Below are 22224 nucleotides of genomic sequence, written 5' to 3' on the forward strand. Positions count from 1 at the left end.
GAAGTGCTTTTGTGCACCGCGCCCAGCTGTTTTTTTGGATCCATTAACTACCATTGTTTCGGCATATGCCCATCACTTGATACTCCAAGGTAGTGAGCTTGCCGCTGGAGTCTTCATAGGTCATGCGCGAGGGCACTGCTTGGCACGACTTGATCGGCGGCGTCACGTTAACCACCTTGGCAATGTCCAGGCTCATGCCATAGCGATACGCCTGCACCTCGGGCGCGGGTTTGCCGTTTCTTTGGGCGTAAGCCTGCATGGCCTTTTCATTGCGCTCCATCATCAGTGCAAACGTGCGATCCCCGCCACCTTCCGCCATTGCGCCGAATGACAAGATTGCCGCGAACACACCCAGGCCAACGTTATAGAAGTTCATCACAAGTTCCTCATCTGAAAGTTGAGTCACGAGACTAATAAACCAACCCTGACGCCAGCGTCACTGGAACATTACTTATTTGTTAGGTGGCCCTGAGCTTCCAGAATTGTAATGTTCACGCCACCCATTCGTTATCCGCCGTTTGCAACTATCAGCCCGGGCCAGATCAATAAGAACGCCCACCTCTATAAGAGCTGATAACTGCCAATACCGAGGAGCGAAACATGAGCATTGCTTACTACACCCTTCCCTTTTCATTGCTGGTCGCACTGCCCCTGGCAGCCGTGGCGGTGGAGGACAAGCCCGAAGGCTTTATCGAAGGCAGCAGCGTGAACGTGCTGGCGCGCAACTTTTACTTCAACCGCGATGACCGCAAGGGCCAGTCCAGCCCTACCGGCAATGGCTATTCCGAAGCCTGGGCGCAGGGGTTGATCGGCAAGTTCGAATCCGGCTTCACCCAAGGCACCGTGGGGTTTGGCCTGGATGCGTTTGCCATGTATGGTCTGAAACTCGACTCCGGCACCGGCCGCAGCGGCGGCAAGGGCTCGTTCGGTGTGCTGCCGGTGGACAGCGACAACCATCCCGAAAGCAGCTACAGCAAAGTCGGCGGCGCGGCGAAACTGCGTGTATTGGACACCGTGATCAAGGCCGGGGACGTGTTCCCGGTCACGCCCGTGGTGGCGTACGGCGATTCGCGCGTACTGCCGGAAAGCTTTCGCGGCGTCACCTTGCAGAACACCAGCGTTGAGGGCCTGAGCCTGCAGGGCGGACGCCTGAGCGGCATGAGCCAACCCACTGAAAGCGGCATGAACAAAGGCTTTGCGACCTTCTATGCAGGCAAGGTCGACTCGCCCTGGGTTAGCTATTTCGGCGGCGACTACACCGTGAATAAACACCTCAGTGTGAGCCTGTACAGCAGCCGCCTGAAGGACGCCTGGGACCAATACTACTTCGGCAGCGCCGCCAGTTACCCGCTGAACGACGACATCTCCCTGTTCGGCGATTTCAACTACTACAAGGCCGTGGACGAAGGCAAAAAGCTGCTGGGCGAGTTCGATAACAACATCTGGAGCGCCAGAGTCGGGGTAAAAGTCGGCGCCCACAGCCTGGCCGTGTCGCACCAGCGCAACAACGGCGATGACGACTTCGATTACCTGCGCCAATCGGACTCGATCTTCCTCAATAACTCGATCCAGTACAGCGACTTCAACTCCCCCAAGGAGCGCTCGTGGATGCTGCGCTACGACCTCGACATGCAGCCATTCGGCATTCCCGGCCTGTCTTTCATGGCCCGCTACGGCAAGGGCACCGGCGCCGATTACAGCAATGCCAACGCGGTGTATATGCGCCGCGATGGCGCCGGCGATCCGCTTACCGATCAACGCCGCTGGGAGCGGGATATCGAAGCCAAATATGTGGTGCAGGGCGGTAACTTGAAAGACCTGTCATTGCGACTTCGCCAGGCGAGCGTGCGCTCAAGTTCATTTGAATCCGACCTTGAAGAAGTTCGAGTCATTATCGAATACCCACTGGCGATTCTTTAAGTCGCGCTTACATTCACTTGCCGTTCCGCTACACCTGTTCACACGTTCAAGTCTTTCAGAACTGTAATATTGGCCTCACGTTCACGTTAAGTTGCACTTTTATACTGCGTGTCGAACACAACTCATCTCTGCGGCTTTTGTATAGCTCCTTTGGAACAGAGATGATTTTTACGCCCCGCATGGGGCGTTTTTTTTGTGCACCGATTCAGCGGCTAATCGCCGCACCCGGCTTGACCCTGAAGCGACTTCAGCGTTCAGAGTCCAGCGCCCAGAAAAGTCCTAAAGCCTACTTAATGCCTCTATGAGGTCATGCCCGTTTCGTTTCCCTTGAAGGTAATTCCCTATGCGTATCCTTGTGGTTGAGGACGAGCAGAAAACCGCCGACTACTTGCAGCAAGGCCTGACCGAAAGTGGTTACGTCGTCGACTGCGCCGCCAGCGGCATCGATGGCCTGCACCTGGCCAGGCAGCACACCTATGAGCTGGTAATCCTCGACGTGAATTTGCCCAACACCGACGGTTGGGAAGTGCTGGAACAATTGCGCCGCGACGGCAACCAGCGCGTGATGATGCTGACCGCCCGCGGCCGGCTGGCCGACAAGATCAAGGGCCTGGACATGGGCGCCGATGATTACCTGGTCAAACCCTTCGAGTTTCCCGAACTGCTGGCCCGCGTGCGCACCCTGCTGCGGCGCAGCGAGCATATCCCGCTGCCGGACGTGCTGCGTGTGTCGGACCTGGAACTGGACCCGCGCCGGCACCGTGCCTATCGCGACAGCCGACGCATCGACCTGACCACCAAGGAATTCGCCCTGCTGCATGTGCTGATGCGCCAGGCCGGCGAGGTGATGACCCGCACGCAAATCATATCCCTGGTGTGGGACATGAACTTCGACTGCGACACCAACGTGGTGGAAGTGTCCATCAGCCGCCTGCGCGGCAAGGTCGATGACCAGAGCGAGGTCAAGCTGATCCACACCATTCGCGGCGTGGGTTATGTACTGGAGGCGCGCCAATGAGGACCAGCAGCCTCTCGATGCGCCTGGGGCTGACGGTCAGCCTGATGGGCGCCGGCCTGGTCGTGCTGCTGGCGACCCTGGCCTACCTGGCCTTGACCCATGAACTGGACAAGCTTGCGCGCAAGGGCCTGGAAAACAAGATGGAGCAGTTGGAACACAGCCTCGGCCAAGACCTGAAACCCCACGACATCGCCGCCCGCCCCCACTCGCTGCTGGATCTGGTGATGGGCCACGACAATATCTACCTGACCATCATCGGCACAGCGCCCGGCGCGCCGGTGCTGCTGAGTGTCGGCGCCAAGCCCCAGCAACCACTGTTGATGGACGTGCCCGCCGGCAACACACTGGCCTACCTGAATTGGGCGGACGGGCGTGGCAACCGCATCCTCAGCGCCACGCGCCTGATGCCCTTGCGCGGTGGTGAAAACGTGCGCGTGCTGCTGTCGCTGGACCGCTCCGATGACGAGGCGCTGCTCAGCGCCTACCTGCGCTCCACGGTGATCGCGCTGCCCATGTTATTGATCCTGATCGGCATGGGCGCCTGGTGGCTGGTGCAGCGCGGGCTCGCCCCGCTCCAGCAATTCAGCCGGGTGGCGGCCAAGGTCAGCACCCAGGACCTGACCCACCGCTTATCACGCGACAACCTGCCCAAGGAGTTGGGCGAACTGGCCGAAGGCATCAACTTCATGCTGCATCGCCTCGACGCCGGCGTGCAGCAACTGTCGCAGTTCTCCGACGACCTGGCCCACGAACTGCGCGCCCCGTTGACCAACTTGATGGGCAAGGCCCAGGTGACTCTGTCCCGCGAGCGCCCCTCGGAGGAGTACAAGGCGAGCCTCGAATCCTGCACCGAGGAAATGGAGCGCCTGTCACGTATCGTCTCCGACATGCTGTTTCTGGCGCAGGTCAGCCATCCCGCGGCGCGGGCCGGGTTTGGCCAAGTGTCGCTGGGCGAGGAAGCGCGAAGGGTGATGGAACTGTTCGCCCTGAGCGCCGAGGATAAACACGTCACGCTCAGCCTGAGCGGCGACGCCTGGGTGACGGGCGATCGCCTGATGATCCAGCGGGCGATTTCCAACTTACTGTCGAACGCGATTCGCCATACCCCTGATGGCTCCACCGTTTTGCTGCTGGTGGAAACCTACGCCCTGCGCGTGTCGCTCTCGGTCGGTAACCCGGGCCGAGGTATCGAAGCCCACCACCTGCCGCACCTGTTCGAACGCTTTTACCGCGCCGACAGCAGCCGCACCCGCGCCGAAGGCGGCACCGGCCTTGGGCTGGCCATTGTGCAGTCGATCATGCGCCTGCATCAGGGGCATGCCGACGTCAGCAGCCAGCCCGGCCGTTTTACGCGCTTCAGCCTGACGTTTCCCCTGCCCTGACCGCCTGGCTTTCTGTGTCAGGTGCTTTCCTCTTCCTTGCGATGCGCCCACTGATACAACGCCGGCAACACCAGCAACGTCAGCAACGTAGAAGAAATAATCCCGCCGATCACCACCGTCGCCAACGGGCGCTGCACTTCGGCGCCGGTGCCGGTGGCGAGCGCCATGGGGATAAACCCGAGGGAAGCCACCAGCGCGGTCATCAGCACCGGGCGCAGTCGGGTCAGTGCGCCCTCGTTGATCGCCACCGCCAGCGAACGCCCTTCCTCGCGCAGGTTGCGGATGAACGCGATCATCACCAGCCCGTTCAACACCGCCACGCCGGACAACGCAATAAAACCCACGCCCGCCGAGATCGACAGCGGAATATCCCGCAGCCACAGGGCCATGATCCCACCGGTCAGCGCGAACGGAATCCCGGTAAATACCAGCAAGCCGTCCTTGAGGTTGTTGAACATCATAAACAGCAAGCCAAACACCAGCAGCAAGGCGACCGGCACCACGATGCGCAAGCGCTCGGAGGCTTCCTTCAACTGCTCGAACTGGCCACCCCAGGTGGTCCAGTAACCCGCCGGCACTTTCACCTGCGCGGTAATCGCAGCCTCGGCCTCTTCCACAAACGAGCCGATATCCCGCCCACGCACGTTGGCGCTGACGATCACCAGGCGCTTGCCGTTCTCGCGGCTGATCTGGTTGGGGCCGAGTACCAGGTCCAGGCTGGCGATCTGGGACAGGGCAATAAAGCCCAACTGCCCGGCCGCATTGCCGGCCAGCGCCGGCACCGGAATCAACAGCCGCGACAAGCCGTCGATATCGGTGCGCAACGCGTCGGACAAACGCACGACCATATCGAAACGGCGGTCACCTTCGTACAGCGTACCGGCCTGGCGCCCACCCACGGCGACGGCAATGGTGTCCTGCACATCGCCGACATTCAGGCCAAACCGCGCCGCCTTGTCACGGTCGATATTGATGGTCAGCACCGGCAGGCCGGAGGTCTGTTCCACCTTCACTTCCGAGGCGCCCGCAAGCTTTTGCAAGGTCTCGGCGATTTCCCCGGCGGTGCGGTTGAGCACCGTCATGTCATCACCGAACACCTTCACCGCAACATCACTGCGCACCCCGGAAATCAGCTCGTTGAAACGCAGCTGGATCGGTTGCGACAGTTCATACGCACTGCCCGGCACAATCGCACTGGCGCGCTGGATATCGGCAATCAGCGTCTCGCGGGACTTCTTCGGATCCGGCCATTGCTCCTTCGGCTTGAGCATGACGTAGCTGTCGGAAATATTCGGCGGCATCGGGTCGGAGGCGATTTCGGCGGTGCCGGTACGGGCAAACACGCGCTCGATTTCCGGCACCTCGGCCATCAAGGTTTTTTCCAGCTGCTGCTGCATCTGCACCGATTGCGTGAGGCTGGTGCCGGGTACGCGCAAGGCCTGCTGGGCAAAATCGCCTTCACTGAGGCTGGGGATAAATTCGCTGCCCATGCGGCTGGCCACCACGCCCGAGGCGAGGATGGTCAACACCGCCAGGCTGAACACCCATGGGCGGCGTGTCATCACCCAGTCCAGCACCGGCGCATAGGCGCGGCGTGCGGTGCGCATCACCAGGTTTTCTTCTTCCTTGACCTTGCCGGTAACGAACAGCGCAATCGCCGCCGGCACGAAGGTCACCGACAGAATCATCGCACCCAGCAAGGCGATCACCACGGTGAAGGCCATGGGGTGGAACATCTTCCCGGCCACCCCGGTGAGGGCGAAAATCGGCAGGTACACCACCATGATGATCAGTTGCCCGAAGATCAGCGCACGGCGTGCTTCCTTGGCGGCGGCGAACACTTCATGCAGGCGCTCGCTGCGGGTCAGCAAGCGGCCGTGACGCTGCTGGGCATGCGCCAGGCGGCGGATCGCGTTTTCGACAATCACCACCGCACCGTCGACGATGATGCCGAAATCCAGCGCGCCGAGGCTCATCAGGTTGGCGCTGACGCGGTTGGTGAACATCCCGGTAAAGGTAAACAGCATCGCCAGCGGGATCACCATCGCGGTGATCAGCGCCGCACGGATATTGCCCAGGAACAGGAACAGCACCGCGACCACCAGCAGCGCCCCTTCAAAGAGGTTTTTCTTGACGGTGGCGATGGCCTTTTCAACAAGATTGGTGCGGTCATACACCGTGACGGCCACCACACCTTCGGGCAGTGTGCGATTGATGATCTCGAGTTTTTTCGCCACCGCCTGGGACACGGTGCGACTGTTTTCGCCGATCAACATAAACACCGTGCCCAGCACCACTTCGCGGCCGTTTTCGGTGGCGGCACCGGTGCGCAACTCACGGCCGATTTCAACCTGCGCCACATTACGCACGCGAATCGGTGTGCCATCTGCGCTGGTGATGACGATGTTGGCGATATCATCAATCGACGCCACTTGCCCCGGCGCACGGATCAGCAGCTGTTCGCCGCTGCGTTCGATATAGCCCGCACCGACGTTGGCATTGTTGCGCTCAAGCGCGGTCACCAGGTCCGTCAGGGTCAGGTTGTAGGCCGCCAGACGCTTGGGGTCGGGGGCTATTTGGTACTCCTTGGCGAACCCACCGATGGTGTTGATCTCGGCCACGCCCGGCACGTTGCGCAGTTGCGGCTTGATGATCCAGTCCTGGATCACCCGCAGGTCCGTCGGGGTGTAGGCCGTGCCATCTTCCTTGAGTGCGCCCTCTTTGGCTTCCACGGTCCACAGGAAAATCTCCCCCAGGCCGGTGGAGATCGGCCCCATCTGCGTGTCGATGCCGACGGGCAATTGGTCACGCGCCACTTGCAGGCGCTCGTTGACCAGTTGGCGAGCAAAGAACAGGTCGGTGCCGTCCTTGAAAATCACTGTGACCTGGGACAAGCCGGAGCGCGACAGCGAACGCGTCTGCTGCATGCCCGGCAAACCGGCCATGGCGGTCTCGATGGGAAAGGTGATGCGCTGCTCGGTTTCCAGCGGCGAAAAACCGGCCGCCGACGAGTTGATCTGCACCTGCACATTGGTGATGTCGGGCACTGCGTCGATGGGCAATTTCTGATAGCTGGCGATGCCGACACCGGCCATCAGCAGCACCGCCAGCAGCACGATGATGCGCTGCTCGATGGCGAATTGGATAAGGCGCTCAAACATGGGGAATCACTCGTAGGATCAATGGGCGTGCTCGGCCGAGCCCTTGCCCAGTTCTGACTTGAGGATGAAGCTGCCGACAGTCGCCACCTGCGCTCCGGCCTCCAGGCCCTGGCGCACTTCGACGTGGCCGTTTTCACTCACGCCCAGTTCAAGATGGCGGGTCACGAAACCGTGCGCGGTACGTACGAATACCGAAGGTTTGTCCTCGACCGTCTGGATCGCCTCCTGCGGCACGGTGACCTTGGCCTGGTAGGTGTCGGTGGCCAGTTGCACACTGACAAACAGCCCGGGGCGCCAGGCGTCGTCGGGGTTGGGCACGGTCACGCGCACGGTGGCGGTACGGGTCTGCTCGCCGAGCAGGTTGCCCACATAGGCCACGGTGCCGAGCACTTCGGTGCCCATTTCGGTGGAGCTGACTTTCACCGGTTTACCCACCCGAACCTTGTTCAAGTCCTTGGGAAATACCCCGAAGGTGACCCACACCTGGGACAGGTCCGAGAGCGTGAAGGCGTTGCTGGTTTCACTGACGACCTCACCGACACCCAGGTGTTTTTCCACCACCACACCGGCAAACGGCGCACGCAGTTCATAGCGATTGCCACCGACCAATACCGCGCTGCCACTGAGCGCAGTCATCTTTTGCCGCGCGTTGTTCAGGGCGATTTCAGCTTCCTGCAAGGTCTGGCGCGCCAGCAGGTAATCCTGCTCGGCGGAGATCTCGTCCTTCCAGAGCTGGCGTTCGCGCTGGAACGTGGTGCGCGCCAGTTCGACCCGGCGCTCGCTGGCCGCGAGTTCGCTGCGCTGGTCGGAAATCTGCTGGCTGGCGATCACCGCCAACACCTCGCCCTTCTTCACCGACTGGCCAAGGTTGACCTTCACCGCCTCCACCACCCCGGCCGCACGCGGCACGATGTGTGAGGTGCGGTCCTCATCGAAACGCACCTCGCCCGGCAGCGTCAGCAATGTGCTGAGCGTGCGCGGTTGGGCCTGGGCGAGCTGAATACCGGCGGCCTGGAGCTGCGGCTCGGTAAGTTCAAGTTCACCTTCTTCTTCCTCGGCACGTGCAACACCAGACAGCATCAGGCCCAGGGCGAGGGCAAGCGCCACGCCGTGTCGTTTGTTCATAAGGCACTCCAGAAAAAATCAAAACCGGGCGAGGTCGCCGTAAATCCGTTCGATGCGCACCCAGGCGTCGGTGGCCTGGGCGGTCGCCGTGAGGTATTGGTTGCGTGCGGCAATCAAGGTGCGCTGGGCGTCGAGCACATCGAGGAAGTTGAACTTGCCCATCTCGAAACCCCGCGTGGCGCTGTCCACCGCACTTTGGGCGGCGGGCAGGATCTGTTGGTTGAACGCGAGCACTTCGGTGTTCGCGGTCTGCCACAGGTCGAGGGCCTGGCGGGTTTCGGTGCGCAGGCGCAGCTCAGTCGCATTACGCAGGTCGCGGGCCTGGTCGGCGCGGCGGCTGGCAGCCAGCACATTGCCCTGGTTGCGGTTGAACAACGGGATCGGCATCGACACACCCACCAGGTTCACCCGCTCGCGCACGCCGGCGTCGTACTGGCTGCCGATCGACACATCGAGGTCAGGAATGCGCTGGGCCTTTTCCAGGCCCACGCTGGCCTCACTCTGCTGGATCTGCAGTTCGGCCAGGCGCAGCTCCACGGTTTGCTCAAGGCGCGCCAGCAGTTGCGCGGAGCCCGGCAAGGGCGGTGCGGCCTGGTCTTGTGTGGCGACCGCCTGGAAGTCAGGGCCGGCACTGCCGGTGCTGGCGGCGAGACGGCGATAGGCGTCGGTCAGGCCGGCGTGCGCACGGTTCAGTTCCAGCCGGATCTCCGACAGTTGCACCTGGGCGCGTGTGGCCTCTACCGGCGAGGACTTACCCGCAGTGACGCGCCCCTTGGCGACCACCAGGCCGCGCTCGGCAAGCGTCAGGGAGCGTTGCGCCAGCGTCAGGCGCTCCTGAGCACGCAGGGCGCCGTAATAGCTGTCGATAACCTCGGCGCGCAACAGGTTGCGACGCTGTTCCAGGCCCAGTGCGGCGGCGTCCTGGCACGCGTGGCCACATCAATGCGCGCACCGCGTTTACCGCCCAGCTCCAGGGTCTGGCTGAGTTTGAGGGTGGTGGTGCGGGTATCGCGTCGCGTGTCTTCAGCATCCCAGGAAGCCACCGGGTTGGGGATCAGCCCGGCCTGCTGGCGACCGCCCGCGGCGATGTCGATTTCCCATTGCGCTGCGGCCAGGTCCGGGTTGTTGGCGAAGGCGGTTTGCAGCGCTGAATCGAGCGTAAGGGTTTGTGCCTGGGCGGCGCTGGCGGTTACCCACAACGCCGCCACGCCCAAGAGTGTTCTAACGGAAATTGCCATAACGAGAGTTCCACGCCCATGAAGTCGCTGAGCTTTCCCAGCGGGGGCAATGTAGCTTTCGGTACTTATCAGCTCGGTGGGCAGAACATTACAAATCTGTTAGCCAGGATCAGGCGTGCACCTCGTCATGTTCGTCATGCGCGAAACCGTCGCCTTCGACCTGAATTGTGGCGTGGGAAATATCGAATTGTTCGTGCAGCAATTCCGTCACCTGGCTAAGAATTTTCTGCTCCGTGCTCAGCGCCGAATCCGCCACCAGATGCGTGCTCAGCACATTCTTGCCGCTGGTGAGCGCCCAGATGTGCAGGTCATGCACGTCCTTGACCCCGGGCACCCCACGAATGGCCTGCTCCACCCGGTCGATATCAATACCGTCCGGCACGCCTTGCAGCAGCACGTTCAGGCTTTCCTTGAGCAGGGTCCAGGTGCGCGGTAATACCCAGAAACCAATTGCCGCCGCCACCAGCGAGTCGACCCAGCCCCAGCCGGTCAGCATGATCACCAGCGCCGCAATGATCACGCCGATGGAGCCAAGCATGTCGCTCCAGACTTCCAGGTAGGCGCCCTTCACATTGAGGCTTTCACCGCTGGCCGCGCTGAGCAGGCGCATGGAAATCAGGTTGACGATCAGCCCCAGCACTGCAATCACCAGCATGCCGGTGGACTGGATCTCAGCGGGCGCCTGTAGCCGTTGATAGGCCTCATACAGAATGTAAAACGCCACGGCGAACAGCAGCAGCGCATTAAACGCCGCCGCCAGAATCTCGAAACGCGCATAACCAAAGGTGCGCTTGCGGTCGGCTGCGCGCTTGGCGACCTGGATCGCCACCAGCGAAATCGCCAGGGCCAGGGCGTCGGTCATCATGTGCGCGGCGTCGGACAACAGCGCCAGGCTACCGGTGACGAATGCGCCGATCACCTCGGCGATCATGAAGCTGGCGGTCAGCCCCAGGGCAAACCATAACTTGCGTTCGTGGCCGGCGCGTACTTGGGCATGACTATGTCCTGCACTCATGAAATGTCCTCAAAAGGGGGGCTGCTGAGCATAGAGCTATAAGCCAAATCCCCGGGCATGGGTTACAGATTTGTCATCCGTGCGCCAGCTCGGCGTTAGATTGCGCGCACCAAAATCGCACAGGAATGCTCTGGCACGGTTGTATCAGGTATGCTTTTCGAGCAGGAAACAAAAAGAAACAATTTAGCTAACCTGTTCGATAAGGAGTCCCGTTTTGGAGTTATCGACTGCCGCGTGGATGGTTCACGACACCCGCCTCATGCTCTGCGTTCTGCTGGCCATCGCCAGCATCATCGTGCTGATCAGCGCGACCAAGCTGCCGCCGTTCCTGTCGATTCTGATCGGCACGTTCATCGCCGGGGTCGGCGCCGGGCTGCCGCCGGAAGAAGTCGCCAAGGCCTTCAGCAAAGGCGCCGGGGCGATCCTCGGTGAAGCCGGGATCATCATCGCCCTGGGCTCGATGCTCGGCGCGCTGATGGCGGAATCCGGCGCGGCCGACCGCATTGCCACGACCTTGCTCGGGCTGGGCAAGGGCAAGTCATTGCCGTGGGTGATGGCGTTGGTGGCAATGGTGATCGGCCTGCCGCTGTTCTTCGAAGTGGGCCTGGTGATGATGGTGCCGATCATCTTTGTGATGGCCAAACGTTCAAACCAGCCGCTGCTGAAAATCGCCATCCCCGCGCTGGCCGGCATGACCACCCTGCACGCCTTGATGCCGCCGCACCCGGGGCCGCTGATTGCGGTGGGCGCGCTGCACGCCGACCTCGGCCTGACCATGTTGCTGGGCTTCTGCCTGGCCGTACCGGCGGTGATCCTCGCGGGCCCGCTCTATGGCAACTGGCTGTCCAAGCGCCTGCACGTGGATGAGCCGGCCGACATCGGCGCGCTGTTCAGCGCACCGCCCAAGGCGCCGCGCCAGCCGAGTTTTGGCGTGTCGTTGCTGATCATTCTGTTGCCAGTGATTCTGATGCTCGGCAGCACCTTGGCCAAAGTCGCGCTGCCGGCAGAAAGCACCGTCGGCCTGACCTTGAAGTTCCTCGGCGAACCGTTGATCGCCCTCGGCCTGGCCGTCATCGCCGCCGTGATCTGCCTGGGCTGGGCCGCCGGTATGCCGCGAAGCGACGTCGGCAACACCTTGCGCAAAGCCCTCGCGCCCATCGCCGTGCTGCTACTGACCATCGGCGCCGGCGGCGGCCTCAAGCAAACCTTGCTGGACGCCGGCGTCAGCCAGACCATCAGCAAGGTCGCCGAAGGCGCACACATGCCCTATCTGCTGCTGGCCTGGTTGATCGCCGTGGCGTTGCGCCAGGCTACCGGCTCGGCAACCGTGGCCACCACCACAACGGCGGGCATCCTCGCACCGATGATGGCCGGGTTGGCCGCTACGCAGAGTTCATTGGTAGCGCTGGCGATTGGCGCGGGCTCAGTGTTCTTCTGCCACGTCAACGACGCCGGCTTCTGGATGGTGCGTGAGTACTTCGGCCTGCAGCTGAAGCAGACGATCTGGGTGTGGTCGGTGTTGCAGACGATTGTTTCGGTGGTCGGGTTGGTAGGTACGCTGGTGCTGTGGCACTTTTTGACCTGAGTCTCAGCCGGCCAAGGTGTGGCGCTTACCAAACAGCGCCACACTCCCCCACCCCCACCGCCCCCATCACCACGCAATACCCCACGCAAATCCACGGACTGGTCGGCATCAGCGCGATCAACAACAGCGGCGTGGTACTCGCCCACAGCGCGTAGGCAATGTTGTAGGTGAAGGAAATCCCCGACACCCGCACCGGCGCCGGGAACAGGCCGACCATCACTGACGGTACCGCGCCCACCACCCCGCAGCTCAGGCCCGCCACGGCGTATGCCGCACCCAGCCACATGCCGCCGCTGATCAGGCTGGCGTACAGAATCGCAACCCCCACCGGCAGCAGCAGGCTGTAAACCAGCACCGCACGCCAGGCGCCGATTCGGTCTACCAGCAGGCCCGCAAGCACGCAGCCGATGTTCAGGAACACAATGCCCAGCGCGCTCAAGGCGAAGGTGTGGCCGGGGCTCATGCCGAAGGTTTTCTGCATCATGGTCGGGGTAATGACCACCAGCACCACCACGGCTGAGGTGAGTACGCAAGTGAGGATCATCGCCGGCAGCAACACGGCGCGGTGGTCACGCAATACGGTGCGCAGTGGCATTTCAGCAGCAGCCTGGCGACGAGCCTGCATTTCGAGGAATACCGGGGTTTCGCTGAGCCAGCGGCGCAGCCACACGCCGATCACGCCGAATACACCACCGAGCAGGAACGGCAAGCGCCAGGCGTAATCGAGGATTTCCGCTGGGGTAAATACTTGCGCCAGCAAGGTCGCAGTGAGTGCGCCAAGCAGATAGCCGAAGGTCAGCCCGGCTTGCAGGAAGCCCAGGGCGTAGCCACGGTGGTTGCGCGGTGCGTGCTCAGCGACGAAGGTCCAGGCGCTGGGCACTTCGCCGCCCACTGCTGCGCCCTGCAGCACGCGCAGCGCCAGCAGAATCAGCGGTGCGAAATAGCCGATTTGCGCGTAGGTCGGCATGATCCCGATCAGCAGGCAAGGCAAGGCCATCATCAGGATGCTCAGGCTGAATACGCGCTTGCGGCCCAGGTGGTCGGCAAAGTGCGCCATCAGGATGCCGCCCAGCGGGCGTGCCAGGTAACCGGTCACGAAAATCCCGAAGCTTTGCAGCAGGCGCAGCCACTCGGGCATTTCCGGCGGGAAGAACAGTTGACTGAGGGTCAGCGCAAAGAATACGAAGATAATGAAATCGTAGATTTCAAGGCGCCGCCTAGGGCGGCCAGACCCAGGGTTTTGTAGTCGGAACGGGAAAAACGCTGCGCCTGTGTAGGAAAGGTGGCAGTCATGTGTAGGCTCGGCAGACAAACAAAATGGCGTGCAGGTTATGAGGTGTACCCCATCCTGGCAATCACGGCAGATATATTTGTTTTCCTCATGGATCGATGAAGATAACTGCATTCCCATATCAATGGCTGTAGCGGAACATGCCGTAAAACTGCCATCACCATAATAAATACAAGAGGAAAGACTCGTGGCCGATGCTATCGAAGAAAGCCGCTATGCCCGATTTGCCCTGCGCTGTTCAAACTTCGCCGAACGCTGGTTTCCCGACTCATGGGTGTTTGCCGCCCTCGCCGTGATCATCGTCGCCGTGGCGACCCTGGGCATGGGCGCCGCCCCCACTGAAGCCGCCAAAGCGTTTGGTGACGGGTTCTGGAGCCTGATCCCGTTCACCATGCAGATGGCCTTTGTGGTCATTGGCGGTTACGTGGTCGCCAGTTCGCCACCGGCGGTGAAGCTGATTGACCGCCTGGCGCGCATCCCGAAAAACGGCCGCTCGGCGGTGGCCTGGGTCGCGTTGATTTCCATGGTCGCCTCCCTGCTCAACTGGGGCCTGTCCCTGGTGTTCGGCGGTTTGCTGGTGCGCGCACTGGCCCGGCGTACGGATTTGCGCATGGATTACCGCGCTGCCGGTGCTGCGGCCTATCTGGGCCTGGGCGCGGTGTGGGCGCTGGGGCTGTCATCGTCCGCCGCGCAGTTGCAGGCCAACCCGGCCAGCTTGCCGCCGTCGATCCTGGCGATTACCGGGGTGATCCCGTTTACCGACACGATCTTCCTGTGGCAATCCGGGGTGATGTTGCTGGCGCTGATCGTGGTCTCGCTGATCATCGCCTACGCCACCGCGCCCGGCCCGAACAGTGCGCGTGATGCCAAAGCCTGTGGCATCGACCCCGCGTTCAACCTGCCCAAACTGCAAGCACCCACCCGCCCGGGCGAGTGGCTGGAACACAGCCCGTTGCTGACTATTCTGCTGGCCTTGCTGGCAGCCGGCTGGTTGTTTCATGAATTCTCGACCAAGCCTGCGATCAGTGCGATTTCGGGGCTCAATACCTATAACTTCCTGTTCATCATGGTCGGCGCCCTGCTGCACTGGCGCCCGCGCAGCTTCCTCGACGCAGTGGCCCGCGCCGTGCCGACCACCACCGGTGTACTGATCCAGTTCCCGCTATACGGCTCGATTGCCGCGCTGATGACGGTGGTCAAGGGCGGCGACGGCCAGACCCTGGCGCACCATATCTCGACCTTCTTCACCTCCATCGCTTCCCACGACACCTACGCGCTGCTGATGGGCGTGTACTCGGCGGTGCTGGGCTTCTTTATCCCGTCGGGCGGCGGCAAGTGGATCATCGAAGCGCCCTACGTGATGCAAGTGGCCAACGACCTGCAATATCACCTGGGCTGGGCGGTGCAGATCTACAACGCCGCCGAGGCGCTGCCGAACCTGATCAACCCGTTCTATATGTTGCCGCTGCTGGGGGTATTGGGGCTCAAGGCGCGGGATTTGATTGGGTTTTCGTTTGTGCAGTTGCTGGTGCACACGCCGCTGGTGCTGTTCCTGCTGTGGGCACTGGGGACGACGTTGAAGTATTTGCCGCCGGTGATGCCTTAACGCATTTTCTGATGACATGCGTCGGGGTTGTCCCACTCCATGCGGTGACAACCCCTGACTCCCGCCGCCAGCGCCTTTGATTAACCTTCCTCGGATTACCGCACACAGCCATCCAAGGAATCCCCGATGACGCCCCTATCCAAATCGCTGGAAGAGTTGATCAATGCTATTTACCAGGACGGTACCGTATCGGTCCTCGAATACCAGGGCCTGCGCGACAACGCCGATTGCCGCATGGCGGCGGTGATCAATGAGTTTGGTCTGCATAACAACGTGACGGCCTTCCAGAAAGCCATGGACGTGGCCATGCAGTTGTTGCAGAGCAGCGTCATCGATGCAAAAAAAGCCAAGCTGACCGACACCGGTGAGGCCATCGTCAAGGATGCCTTGGCGGCCCAAGTGCAATATTTGCTCGCCGGCAGCCAATTGGCCCTGCGCCTGCTGTGAGCACCAGGCTCACATCACTGTCTTCGTTCCGTCACATTGCATTGCTACCGTCCTGCGAAATATCTTGCAACAAAACGCCAGCAAGGACTCCCAGCAATGAGTGACGAGCACGAAGACCGCCCTTCTCCCGATTCCGTAGCGCAACCGCCGGTAGACACCAGCCGCCGGCGCTTTCTGGGGGGGCGGCGGTGCTGGGGGTCGGCGCGACCTTGAGTGCTTGCGGCAACACCAGCGAAGCACCGGGCAAACCGGTGGCGCGGCCGCTCACGCCACAGGAGCTGGACAAGGCCCTGCACGACCAGGTGAAAACCGTGGTGGTGATCTATGCCGAGAACCGCAGCTTTAACAACTTGTTTGCGGATTTCCCTGGGGTGGAAAAGCCACTTTCAGCGCTGTCCGCCGCCGACGCTCAACAGCGCGACCGCGATGGCAGCCTGCTGACCACCCTGCCCCCGACCTGGGGCGGCGTACTGCAGGTCGGCCCGCAAAGCGTGGACGGGGTGACCTACCCCAGCGAAGTGCAATTTCAGGAGAAGCTGCCCAACGCGCCGTTCGCCCTCAAGGGCCCGAACGCCGAAGACCTGCCTCTGAGCCTGGTCACCCGCGATTTGTGGCACGTGTTCTACCAGAACCAGATGCAGATCAACGGCGGCAAGAACGACAGCTTTGTGGCCTGGGGCGATTCCGGCGCCCTGGTGATGGGCCATTACGCCCAGAGCCGTTATTCCCTGCGCCTGTGGGATGTGGCCAAGGAGTTTGTGCTCTGCGATAACTTCTTCCAGGGCGCGTTCGGCGGCTCGTTCCTTAACCACCAATACCTGATCAGCGCCACCGCGCCGTTTTATCCGAATGCCGCGCAGTCGGTGGCCAAAGCGCAGATCGCCACGCTGCAAAGCGATGACCCGAGCGACACACGCCTGAAACCGCTGGACAAGTCCCCCGCCAGTGCCATGACCGGCCCGCCGCAGTTCGGCCCCAGCGCGCTGACCCCGGATGGCTACGGCGTGAACACCCTGGCTCCGCCCTATTGGCCGACCTGGATTCGCGACCCGGAAAACCCGGATTACTCAAAGCCCGACCTGCCCAACGTGCTGGTGCCACAAACCCACGAGCACATCGGCGACAAGCTGTCGAAAAAGAATATCGACTGGGCCTGGTATGCCGGCGCCTGGCAAGCCACCCTGGATCAGTTCAAGGATTCGGGCGGCATTCCGAAGATTCCGAATTTCCAGTACCACCACCAGCCGTTCAACTACTTCAAGCAGCAAGGGCCGCAGAACCGCGCCGAGCGCGACAAACGCCTGCGTGACGGCGGATTGGGCGACGAGTCGAGCACCAACAAATTCTTCGCCGACGCCCAGGCCGGCAAGCTGCCTGCCGTAAGTTTCTACAAGCCCCAGGGCAACCTGAATATGCACGCCGGTTACGCCGACGTGGCCTCGGGCGACCGCCATATCGCCCGCGCCTTGAAAGTGCTGCAGGAAAGTCCGCAGTGGAAAAACATGGTGGTCGTGGTGACGGTCGATGAAAACGGCGGCTGGTGGGACCACGTGGCGCCGCCCAAAGGCGACCGCTGGGGCCCCGGCACGCGAATTCCGGCCCTCGTGGTTTCGCCGTTTGCGCGCAAAGGCACGGTGGACCACACGGTGTACGACACTGCGTCGATCCTGCGCCTGATTACCCGGGTGTTCCAGTTGGAGAAACTGGACGGCCTCAAGCAGCGTGATGACGCAATGACCGCCCGCGGCCAGCAACCCATGGGCGATCTGAGCAACGCTTTACAGTTCAACCCGTAGGTTTTCTTATCCAATAGCGACACGCCCGGCGATTTAGCACGCGGTTTTCCTGGTCAGCCGCTACTGTGTGAAGGTGGGCTTTCACCCCGCGCAGACGGGCTTTCGCTGACAAGGAATCAAGCATGTTCAAACCGACCAGGTTGTCCTTCACCCTGGCCGCACTGCTGGCCAGTGCGGTCGTACAGGCCGACATCGAGGTGCCACTGGGCAGTACGCAACGCGTCACCCAGTTGTTCGCTTACCCCAATAACTGCAACGTGATCTGCTTTCGGCCATGGACGCTGGAGCAGACCGCCGAGCATTACCTGAACCAAAGCCTGCAGCGCGACGGCTACAGCCGGGCCAAGGTCAGCGTCAAAACCCATGACGGCCAGGTATCGGCGACCTTGAGCGGCGTGCCCGACACCTACGGCCAGCCGTTGACAGCCTTGCTCAACACCGCCGACTTCGCCTATCAAGGCGCCAGCAAACTCAACAGCGATGGCAAGTGGGCCTACAACTGGTACCTGTTCCTGCCGCTGGGCATGGCCCTGGAAAACCGCAAAAGTATTGAGTTGCTGCACTTCCCACCGGATTATTCGCTGACCCAGGCCCAGGACTACCTGGAATCGGCCACCACCGACCGCTGGGCCACGCTGCTCACCGACAATGGCGTGCCGGCCACCGAAACGCCGGCCTACCAGACCATCATCGACATCGCCCCCATCGCCGCGCCGTCCACGGCGGGCAAGGACCTGGAAAACGTCTACAGCTACTTCACCGACTATCAGACCCGCATGGTCCAGGAACTGAGCCTGCACGCCAACGGCTCGCTACCGATGGTCGCGTTCGGCGCCCCAGTGCGCAATTGGATCAAGCAACAATATGGGCAGACTGTCGGCGTACTGGGCCTGGCGCAGATCAGCCCGGCGGCCGGCAAAACCGTCTCGGTCCTCGGCGCCAACCACCCAAGTTACATCTGGTATGCGGCGGACCCGGATACCTATGACGGTAACGAGCAAAAAGCCGACGAGGCCGGCCTGAAGGTGATGGGCCAGGATTTGAGCGCCGCCTGCTGGCAGGCGGGGATGGGCCAGAAACCGGCCAGCGATCCGAATGTATTGCTCAAGGCGTGCATGAACACCTGGCAGGTGACGCGCAAAGAGCAGACCTGCGAGCTGTTCTACACCTCGGTGCGCAACCTGCCCCCGGAACAGGCGAATGCCAAGTGCGCCACGCCCGCGATCAAGACTCAGCTCAAACAGCTGAAAAACGCCGCCCCGGCACCGGCCATCAGCGCGCCGGCACTCTGAGTGCGCACAAAAAAAAACCGATTTCTACTGTCAGACTTAACAGTAGAAATCGGCTCCGTCTTCGGTAAGTCTTGAGCCGGGCACATCTGCTGCAAGACTGGCAGTCAGACACGTTCGCAGGTCGATGCAGCCCAACCAAGGAGAGTTATGAAAACTCAGGCCATGGATAAGGCTAAAACCGCTGTGAGTGATTGCCTGTACCCATTCAAGACGCTACTCGCCGAACACGGTTACCCCTCGTCCGAGCACTTCCAAGTCAGGCAAACCGCTGATGGCGAGGCCGCAGGGGTGCTGGCTCGCAAGGAATTCGACAACCGCATGCGCATTGCCAAGGTTTCCGGCTACGCCGTGGGCGAGCGACGCCCCCACACGTTGCAGCTGTCGGCCCGCATCCACTTGTACGATTGCTGGTTCTGCGGCCTGTTACGGCACTCCTGCAACCCGAATGTGTTTTTCGACACCACCTACCTGGAGCTCTGGACCGTGCAGCCCATCGCCGCCGGCACCCTGCTGACCCTGGACTACGCCAGCACCGAGGATGCACTGTTCCGGCAGTTTGCCTGCCAGTGCGGCGAGCTGAACTGCCGGGGCTGGATCACCGGGGGCCTGGAACCCTTGAACACCGAGGGCCAGGCGTTCATGGCCAAGTGGCGAATGCGCAAACGCCCCTAGGCTTCACCCAACGGGCGCAGGCGATATTGCGGCGGCAGTTGCTCGAAGCCACTGATGGTGGTGTTCAAGCTCTTCCAGCGGCCATCCTTGATGCCGTAGATGCAGCCATGAATCGACAGGCTCTGCCCACGGTGCCAGGCGTTTTGCACAATGCTGGTGTGGCCGACGTTGGCCACCTGCTGAATCACGTTCAACTCGCACAGGCGATCGACGCGCTCTTCCTCAGTCGGCAATTGAGCCAGCAGCTCGCGATTTTCGTAGTAAAGGTCGCGAATGGTGCGCAACCAGCCGTCGATCAGGCCGAACTGGCGGTCCTGCATCGAGGCGCGCACGCCGCCGCAGCCATAGTGGCCGGTGACCAGGATATGTTTGACCTTGAGCACATCGACCGCGTACTGGATCACCGACAGGCAATTGAGGTCGGTGTGCAGCACCACGTTGGCCACATTGCGGTGCACAAACAGGTCGCCGGGCAACATGCCGACGATCTCGTTGGCCGGTACGCGGGCGTCGGAGCAGCCGATCCACAAGTATTCCGGGGTTTGCTGGCGGGCGAGCTTGGCGAAGAATTCGGGATCTTCCTGTTTGATCGCATCCGCCCAGCGTTCGTTGTTATCAAGCAGGTCTTGTAGTTCGTTCATCAGGGAAAGCCTCAGGAATGATGCGCAGTTTTGTGACTGACAACCCCTCGTCCAGGTCACGCCACGCGCAAATTAGCTTGAATCTTTGGTGCGCGCAGCCTGTCCACACACTATAAGCCCCACAGTATGAGGATTGGCCATGACTGAATCACGACGTCCCTACGGCGCTACGCAGCCGGAACCGATTGATGACAACGAAGACCGCATGGGCGAGATGCGCGAGCTGGATTTTGACGAGGAAGCGCCCACGGCGGAAATCGGCGAAGAGATCCCGCGTCGCGAGCGCGAGCACCTGATGCCCGACGAACGGGTGCGCGAGGCCGGGTTGACCGGGGCTTCGACCGATGATCATGAGTCAACTGATGACGATATGAGCCCCGAAACGCTGATCCATGAGGACGGCGCGCGCGATGCTCGCGAGGCGGGTGAAGACAACCCGGCGGACTTCGACCTGAGTATCGTCGATGAAGATGAGATTGGCGGCGGAAACGGGCTGGATGAGGCTGAACTGGCGGATATTGATCCGGTCGACGGCAACCGCTGAGATTCATTGTAAAACCGGGAACCTGTGGGAGCTGGCTTGCCTGCGATAGCGGTGGTGAATGATCCACCGCCATCGCGGGCAAGCCCGGCTCCCACAGGGATCAGCTATTACAGAGGGGTTGAGGTCAGTCGACGAGGGTGCAGGCCATGACGACCGCGTCTTCACGCCCCCCACGGCGGGGTAGTAATCCCGGCGACGGCCGATTTCGTTGAAACCGTAGCGCTCGTACAAGCGGAATGCCCCAGTATTGCTGTCACGCACCTCCAAAAAGCACTCCCGCGCATTGGCCGCATAGGCGCGGGACATCAAGTGCTCCAGCAGCGCCAAACCCAGGCCACGGCCCTGGTTCTCCGGTTTGACGGTGATATTCAGCAAGTGCGCTTCATCCAGGATGATCTGCACCACCCCATGGCCCACCTGCTGTTCCCCTTCAAACATCAGCCAGATCTGGTACTTGCCCAGCCCGTCGAGAAAGATCCCGCGAGTCCAGGGATGGCTGAATGCTGCGTATTCGATCTTCAGTACAGCGTCGAGGTCCGCCTCGGTCATCGGGCGGAAGGATAAAGCTTCACTCATCGGTACTCTTCCAGCGCGCCATCAGCCGGCGCATGGCTTGCCAGACATCAGCCTTACGCTGTGGCTCTTCCATTAATAATTCCAGACCCGGCAGGGCCCATACCGAACCCAAGCCCTCGACCTGCAGCTCGCGGTACCAGGCTTCGGCATTGGCTTCACCGGCAAACCGCACGGCGGGCAGGCCGATCAGCCACAGGCACACGCAGGGTTCGTCTTCCAGGCGCGCCGAGACAAAGCCTTGCACAAAATCCCGCGCCGCTTCCGGGCCCTGGTCCATGTTGCCGCGTACCAGCAGTGGCCAGCGCACCGGGTCGCCGACGATCTGCGGGCTGTCGGGCAGGCCGGCGGCGCGCAGCATGTCCTTGAGCAGCATGTAGGCCGGGTCGCGGGTCTGGAAGCGTTCACCGGTGGGCAATTCCACCAGCAGCAGGCAGCGCCCGGCCCGCAGCAATTGCAGGGCAAAACGCGGCGGCGGCACCACCGGGGCCTTGACCACCGGCGCGGCCTCTTCGACCGCCACGGGCTTGGCCATTGGCGAGGGGCGCGGCACTTCGATCTTTGCTCGCTCCACCACCGGGCGCGCTTCGGGCACCGGTTTGACCACGGCGACCGGCGCAGCCGCCTCCTCTCCCGAAACGTCGAACGCCTCATAGGGCTCAAGCGCCTGCAGCAGCTCGGGCCGCGAGGGCGCGGCAAACGGCAGTTCGGTGCGGGGCAGCCAGTTGACCACCTGCATGGCAGTCAAGTAAGCGCGACGTCGGGACTCGATAAGCACAGCTCGGCCACTTGTGGATAACTAAAGAGCGGGGATTCTACCGCTGTTCGTTAACAATCGCCCACTGCGCACTGACCGGCTGTGGATAAATCCCGCGCCTGATGCAGTACAATCGCGACTTTTAATCGCCAACCAGCCGG

Annotated in this window: 15 protein-coding genes and 4 pseudogenes; 10 read left to right on the forward strand and 9 right to left on the reverse strand. The window is 61.8% G+C overall.

The window, feature by feature from the left end; genetic code table 11:
• Positions 1-43 precede the first annotated feature (43 nt).
• A complete protein-coding gene (locus tag LRS56_22905; GenBank protein WDU61634.1) occupies positions 44-376 on the reverse strand; it encodes a DUF2790 domain-containing protein in 333 nt (110 codons plus the stop codon).
• Between the two features lie 224 nt (positions 377-600).
• Here LRS56_22905 and LRS56_22910 point away from each other — a divergent pair, with 224 nt between their 5' ends.
• The 3 genes from LRS56_22910 to LRS56_22920 all read left to right on the forward strand — a co-directional run bounded on the left by LRS56_22910 (position 601) and on the right by LRS56_22920 (position 4320).
• The gene (locus LRS56_22910; protein ID WDU61635.1) at positions 601-1920 is read left to right on the forward strand and encodes an OprD family porin; all 1320 of its coding nucleotides are present in this window, start codon (positions 601-603) and stop codon (positions 1918-1920) included.
• A gap of 343 nt (positions 1921-2263) precedes the next feature.
• Entirely contained in the window at positions 2264-2938 is a 675-nt protein-coding gene (locus LRS56_22915) for a heavy metal response regulator transcription factor (protein WDU61636.1), read from the forward strand.
• Positions 2935-4320, forward strand: a complete 1386-nt coding sequence (locus LRS56_22920; protein ID WDU61637.1) for a heavy metal sensor histidine kinase — start codon at positions 2935-2937, stop codon at positions 4318-4320. Before LRS56_22915 ends, LRS56_22920 begins: the two co-directional genes overlap by 4 nt.
• A 17-nt stretch (positions 4321-4337) precedes the next feature.
• On the opposite strand, the gene LRS56_22925 is transcribed toward LRS56_22920, so the two are convergent.
• From LRS56_22925 to LRS56_22940, 4 genes and pseudogenes are all read right to left on the reverse strand, one after another.
• Positions 4338-7481: a CusA/CzcA family heavy metal efflux RND transporter gene (locus tag LRS56_22925; GenBank protein ID WDU61638.1), complete on the reverse strand. Its 3144-nt coding sequence runs from the start codon at positions 7479-7481 to the stop codon at positions 4338-4340.
• Between the two features lie 18 nt (positions 7482-7499).
• The gene (locus LRS56_22930) at positions 7500-8606 is read right to left on the reverse strand and encodes an efflux RND transporter periplasmic adaptor subunit (protein WDU61639.1); all 1107 of its coding nucleotides are present in this window, start codon (positions 8604-8606) and stop codon (positions 7500-7502) included.
• 18 nt (positions 8607-8624) lie between these two features.
• A pseudogene (locus tag LRS56_22935) lies at positions 8625-9844 on the reverse strand (TolC family protein).
• 109 nt (positions 9845-9953) lie between these two features.
• Positions 9954-10859 carry a cation diffusion facilitator family transporter gene (locus tag LRS56_22940; GenBank protein ID WDU61640.1) on the reverse strand — a complete coding sequence of 302 codons (906 nt, stop codon included), beginning with the start codon at positions 10857-10859 and terminating at the stop codon, positions 9954-9956.
• A 214-nt stretch (positions 10860-11073) separates the two neighbouring features.
• On the opposite strand from LRS56_22940, the gene LRS56_22945 reads away from it, so the two are divergent.
• Positions 11074-12444 carry a gluconate:H+ symporter gene (locus tag LRS56_22945; protein ID WDU61641.1) on the forward strand — a complete coding sequence of 457 codons (1371 nt, stop codon included), beginning with the start codon at positions 11074-11076 and terminating at the stop codon, positions 12442-12444.
• A 3-nt stretch (positions 12445-12447) separates the two neighbouring features.
• On the opposite strand, the pseudogene LRS56_22950 reads toward LRS56_22945, so the two are convergent.
• Positions 12448-13737, reverse strand: a pseudogene (locus LRS56_22950) (MFS transporter).
• A gap of 185 nt (positions 13738-13922) precedes the next feature.
• On the opposite strand from LRS56_22950, the gene LRS56_22955 reads away from it, so the two are divergent.
• The 5 genes and pseudogenes from LRS56_22955 to LRS56_22975 all read left to right on the forward strand — a co-directional run bounded on the left by LRS56_22955 (position 13923) and on the right by LRS56_22975 (position 19548).
• The gene (locus tag LRS56_22955) at positions 13923-15341 is read left to right on the forward strand and encodes a TIGR00366 family protein (GenBank protein ID WDU61642.1); all 1419 of its coding nucleotides are present in this window, start codon (positions 13923-13925) and stop codon (positions 15339-15341) included.
• A gap of 126 nt (positions 15342-15467) precedes the next feature.
• Complete coding sequence (locus tag LRS56_22960) at positions 15468-15788, forward strand: hypothetical protein (GenBank protein ID WDU61643.1); 321 nt, start codon at positions 15468-15470, stop codon at positions 15786-15788.
• Between the two features lie 96 nt (positions 15789-15884).
• A pseudogene (locus tag LRS56_22965) lies at positions 15885-17584 on the forward strand (acid phosphatase).
• Positions 17585-17706: 122 nt separating this feature from the next.
• Positions 17707-18876, forward strand: a complete 1170-nt coding sequence (locus tag LRS56_22970; protein ID WDU61644.1) for a hypothetical protein — start codon at positions 17707-17709, stop codon at positions 18874-18876.
• A 147-nt stretch (positions 18877-19023) separates the two neighbouring features.
• Positions 19024-19548, forward strand: a complete 525-nt coding sequence (locus tag LRS56_22975) for an SET domain-containing protein-lysine N-methyltransferase (protein WDU61645.1) — start codon at positions 19024-19026, stop codon at positions 19546-19548.
• On the opposite strand, the gene can is transcribed toward LRS56_22975, so the two are convergent.
• Positions 19545-20189 carry a carbonate dehydratase gene (gene can, locus LRS56_22980; GenBank protein ID WDU61646.1) on the reverse strand — a complete coding sequence of 215 codons (645 nt, stop codon included), beginning with the start codon at positions 20187-20189 and terminating at the stop codon, positions 19545-19547. The genes LRS56_22975 and can overlap by 4 nt on opposite strands.
• 139 nt (positions 20190-20328) lie before the next feature.
• On the opposite strand from can, the gene LRS56_22985 reads away from it, so the two are divergent.
• A complete protein-coding gene (locus LRS56_22985) occupies positions 20329-20733 on the forward strand; it encodes a serine kinase/phosphatase (GenBank protein WDU61647.1) in 405 nt (134 codons plus the stop codon).
• 124 nt (positions 20734-20857) lie between these two features.
• Here LRS56_22985 and rimI read toward each other — a convergent pair.
• Positions 20858-21309, reverse strand: a pseudogene (gene rimI, locus LRS56_22990) (ribosomal protein S18-alanine N-acetyltransferase).
• Entirely contained in the window at positions 21302-22045 is a 744-nt protein-coding gene (locus tag LRS56_22995; protein ID WDU65802.1) for an energy transducer TonB, read from the reverse strand. The pseudogene rimI and the gene LRS56_22995 overlap by 8 nt, the downstream one beginning before the upstream one ends.
• Positions 22046-22224: the final 179 nt, after the last annotated feature.

The sequence above is a fragment of the Pseudomonas poae genome, from assembly GCA_028869255.1.
GTDB classification, from domain to species: domain Bacteria; phylum Pseudomonadota; class Gammaproteobacteria; order Pseudomonadales; family Pseudomonadaceae; genus Aquipseudomonas; species Aquipseudomonas poae_C.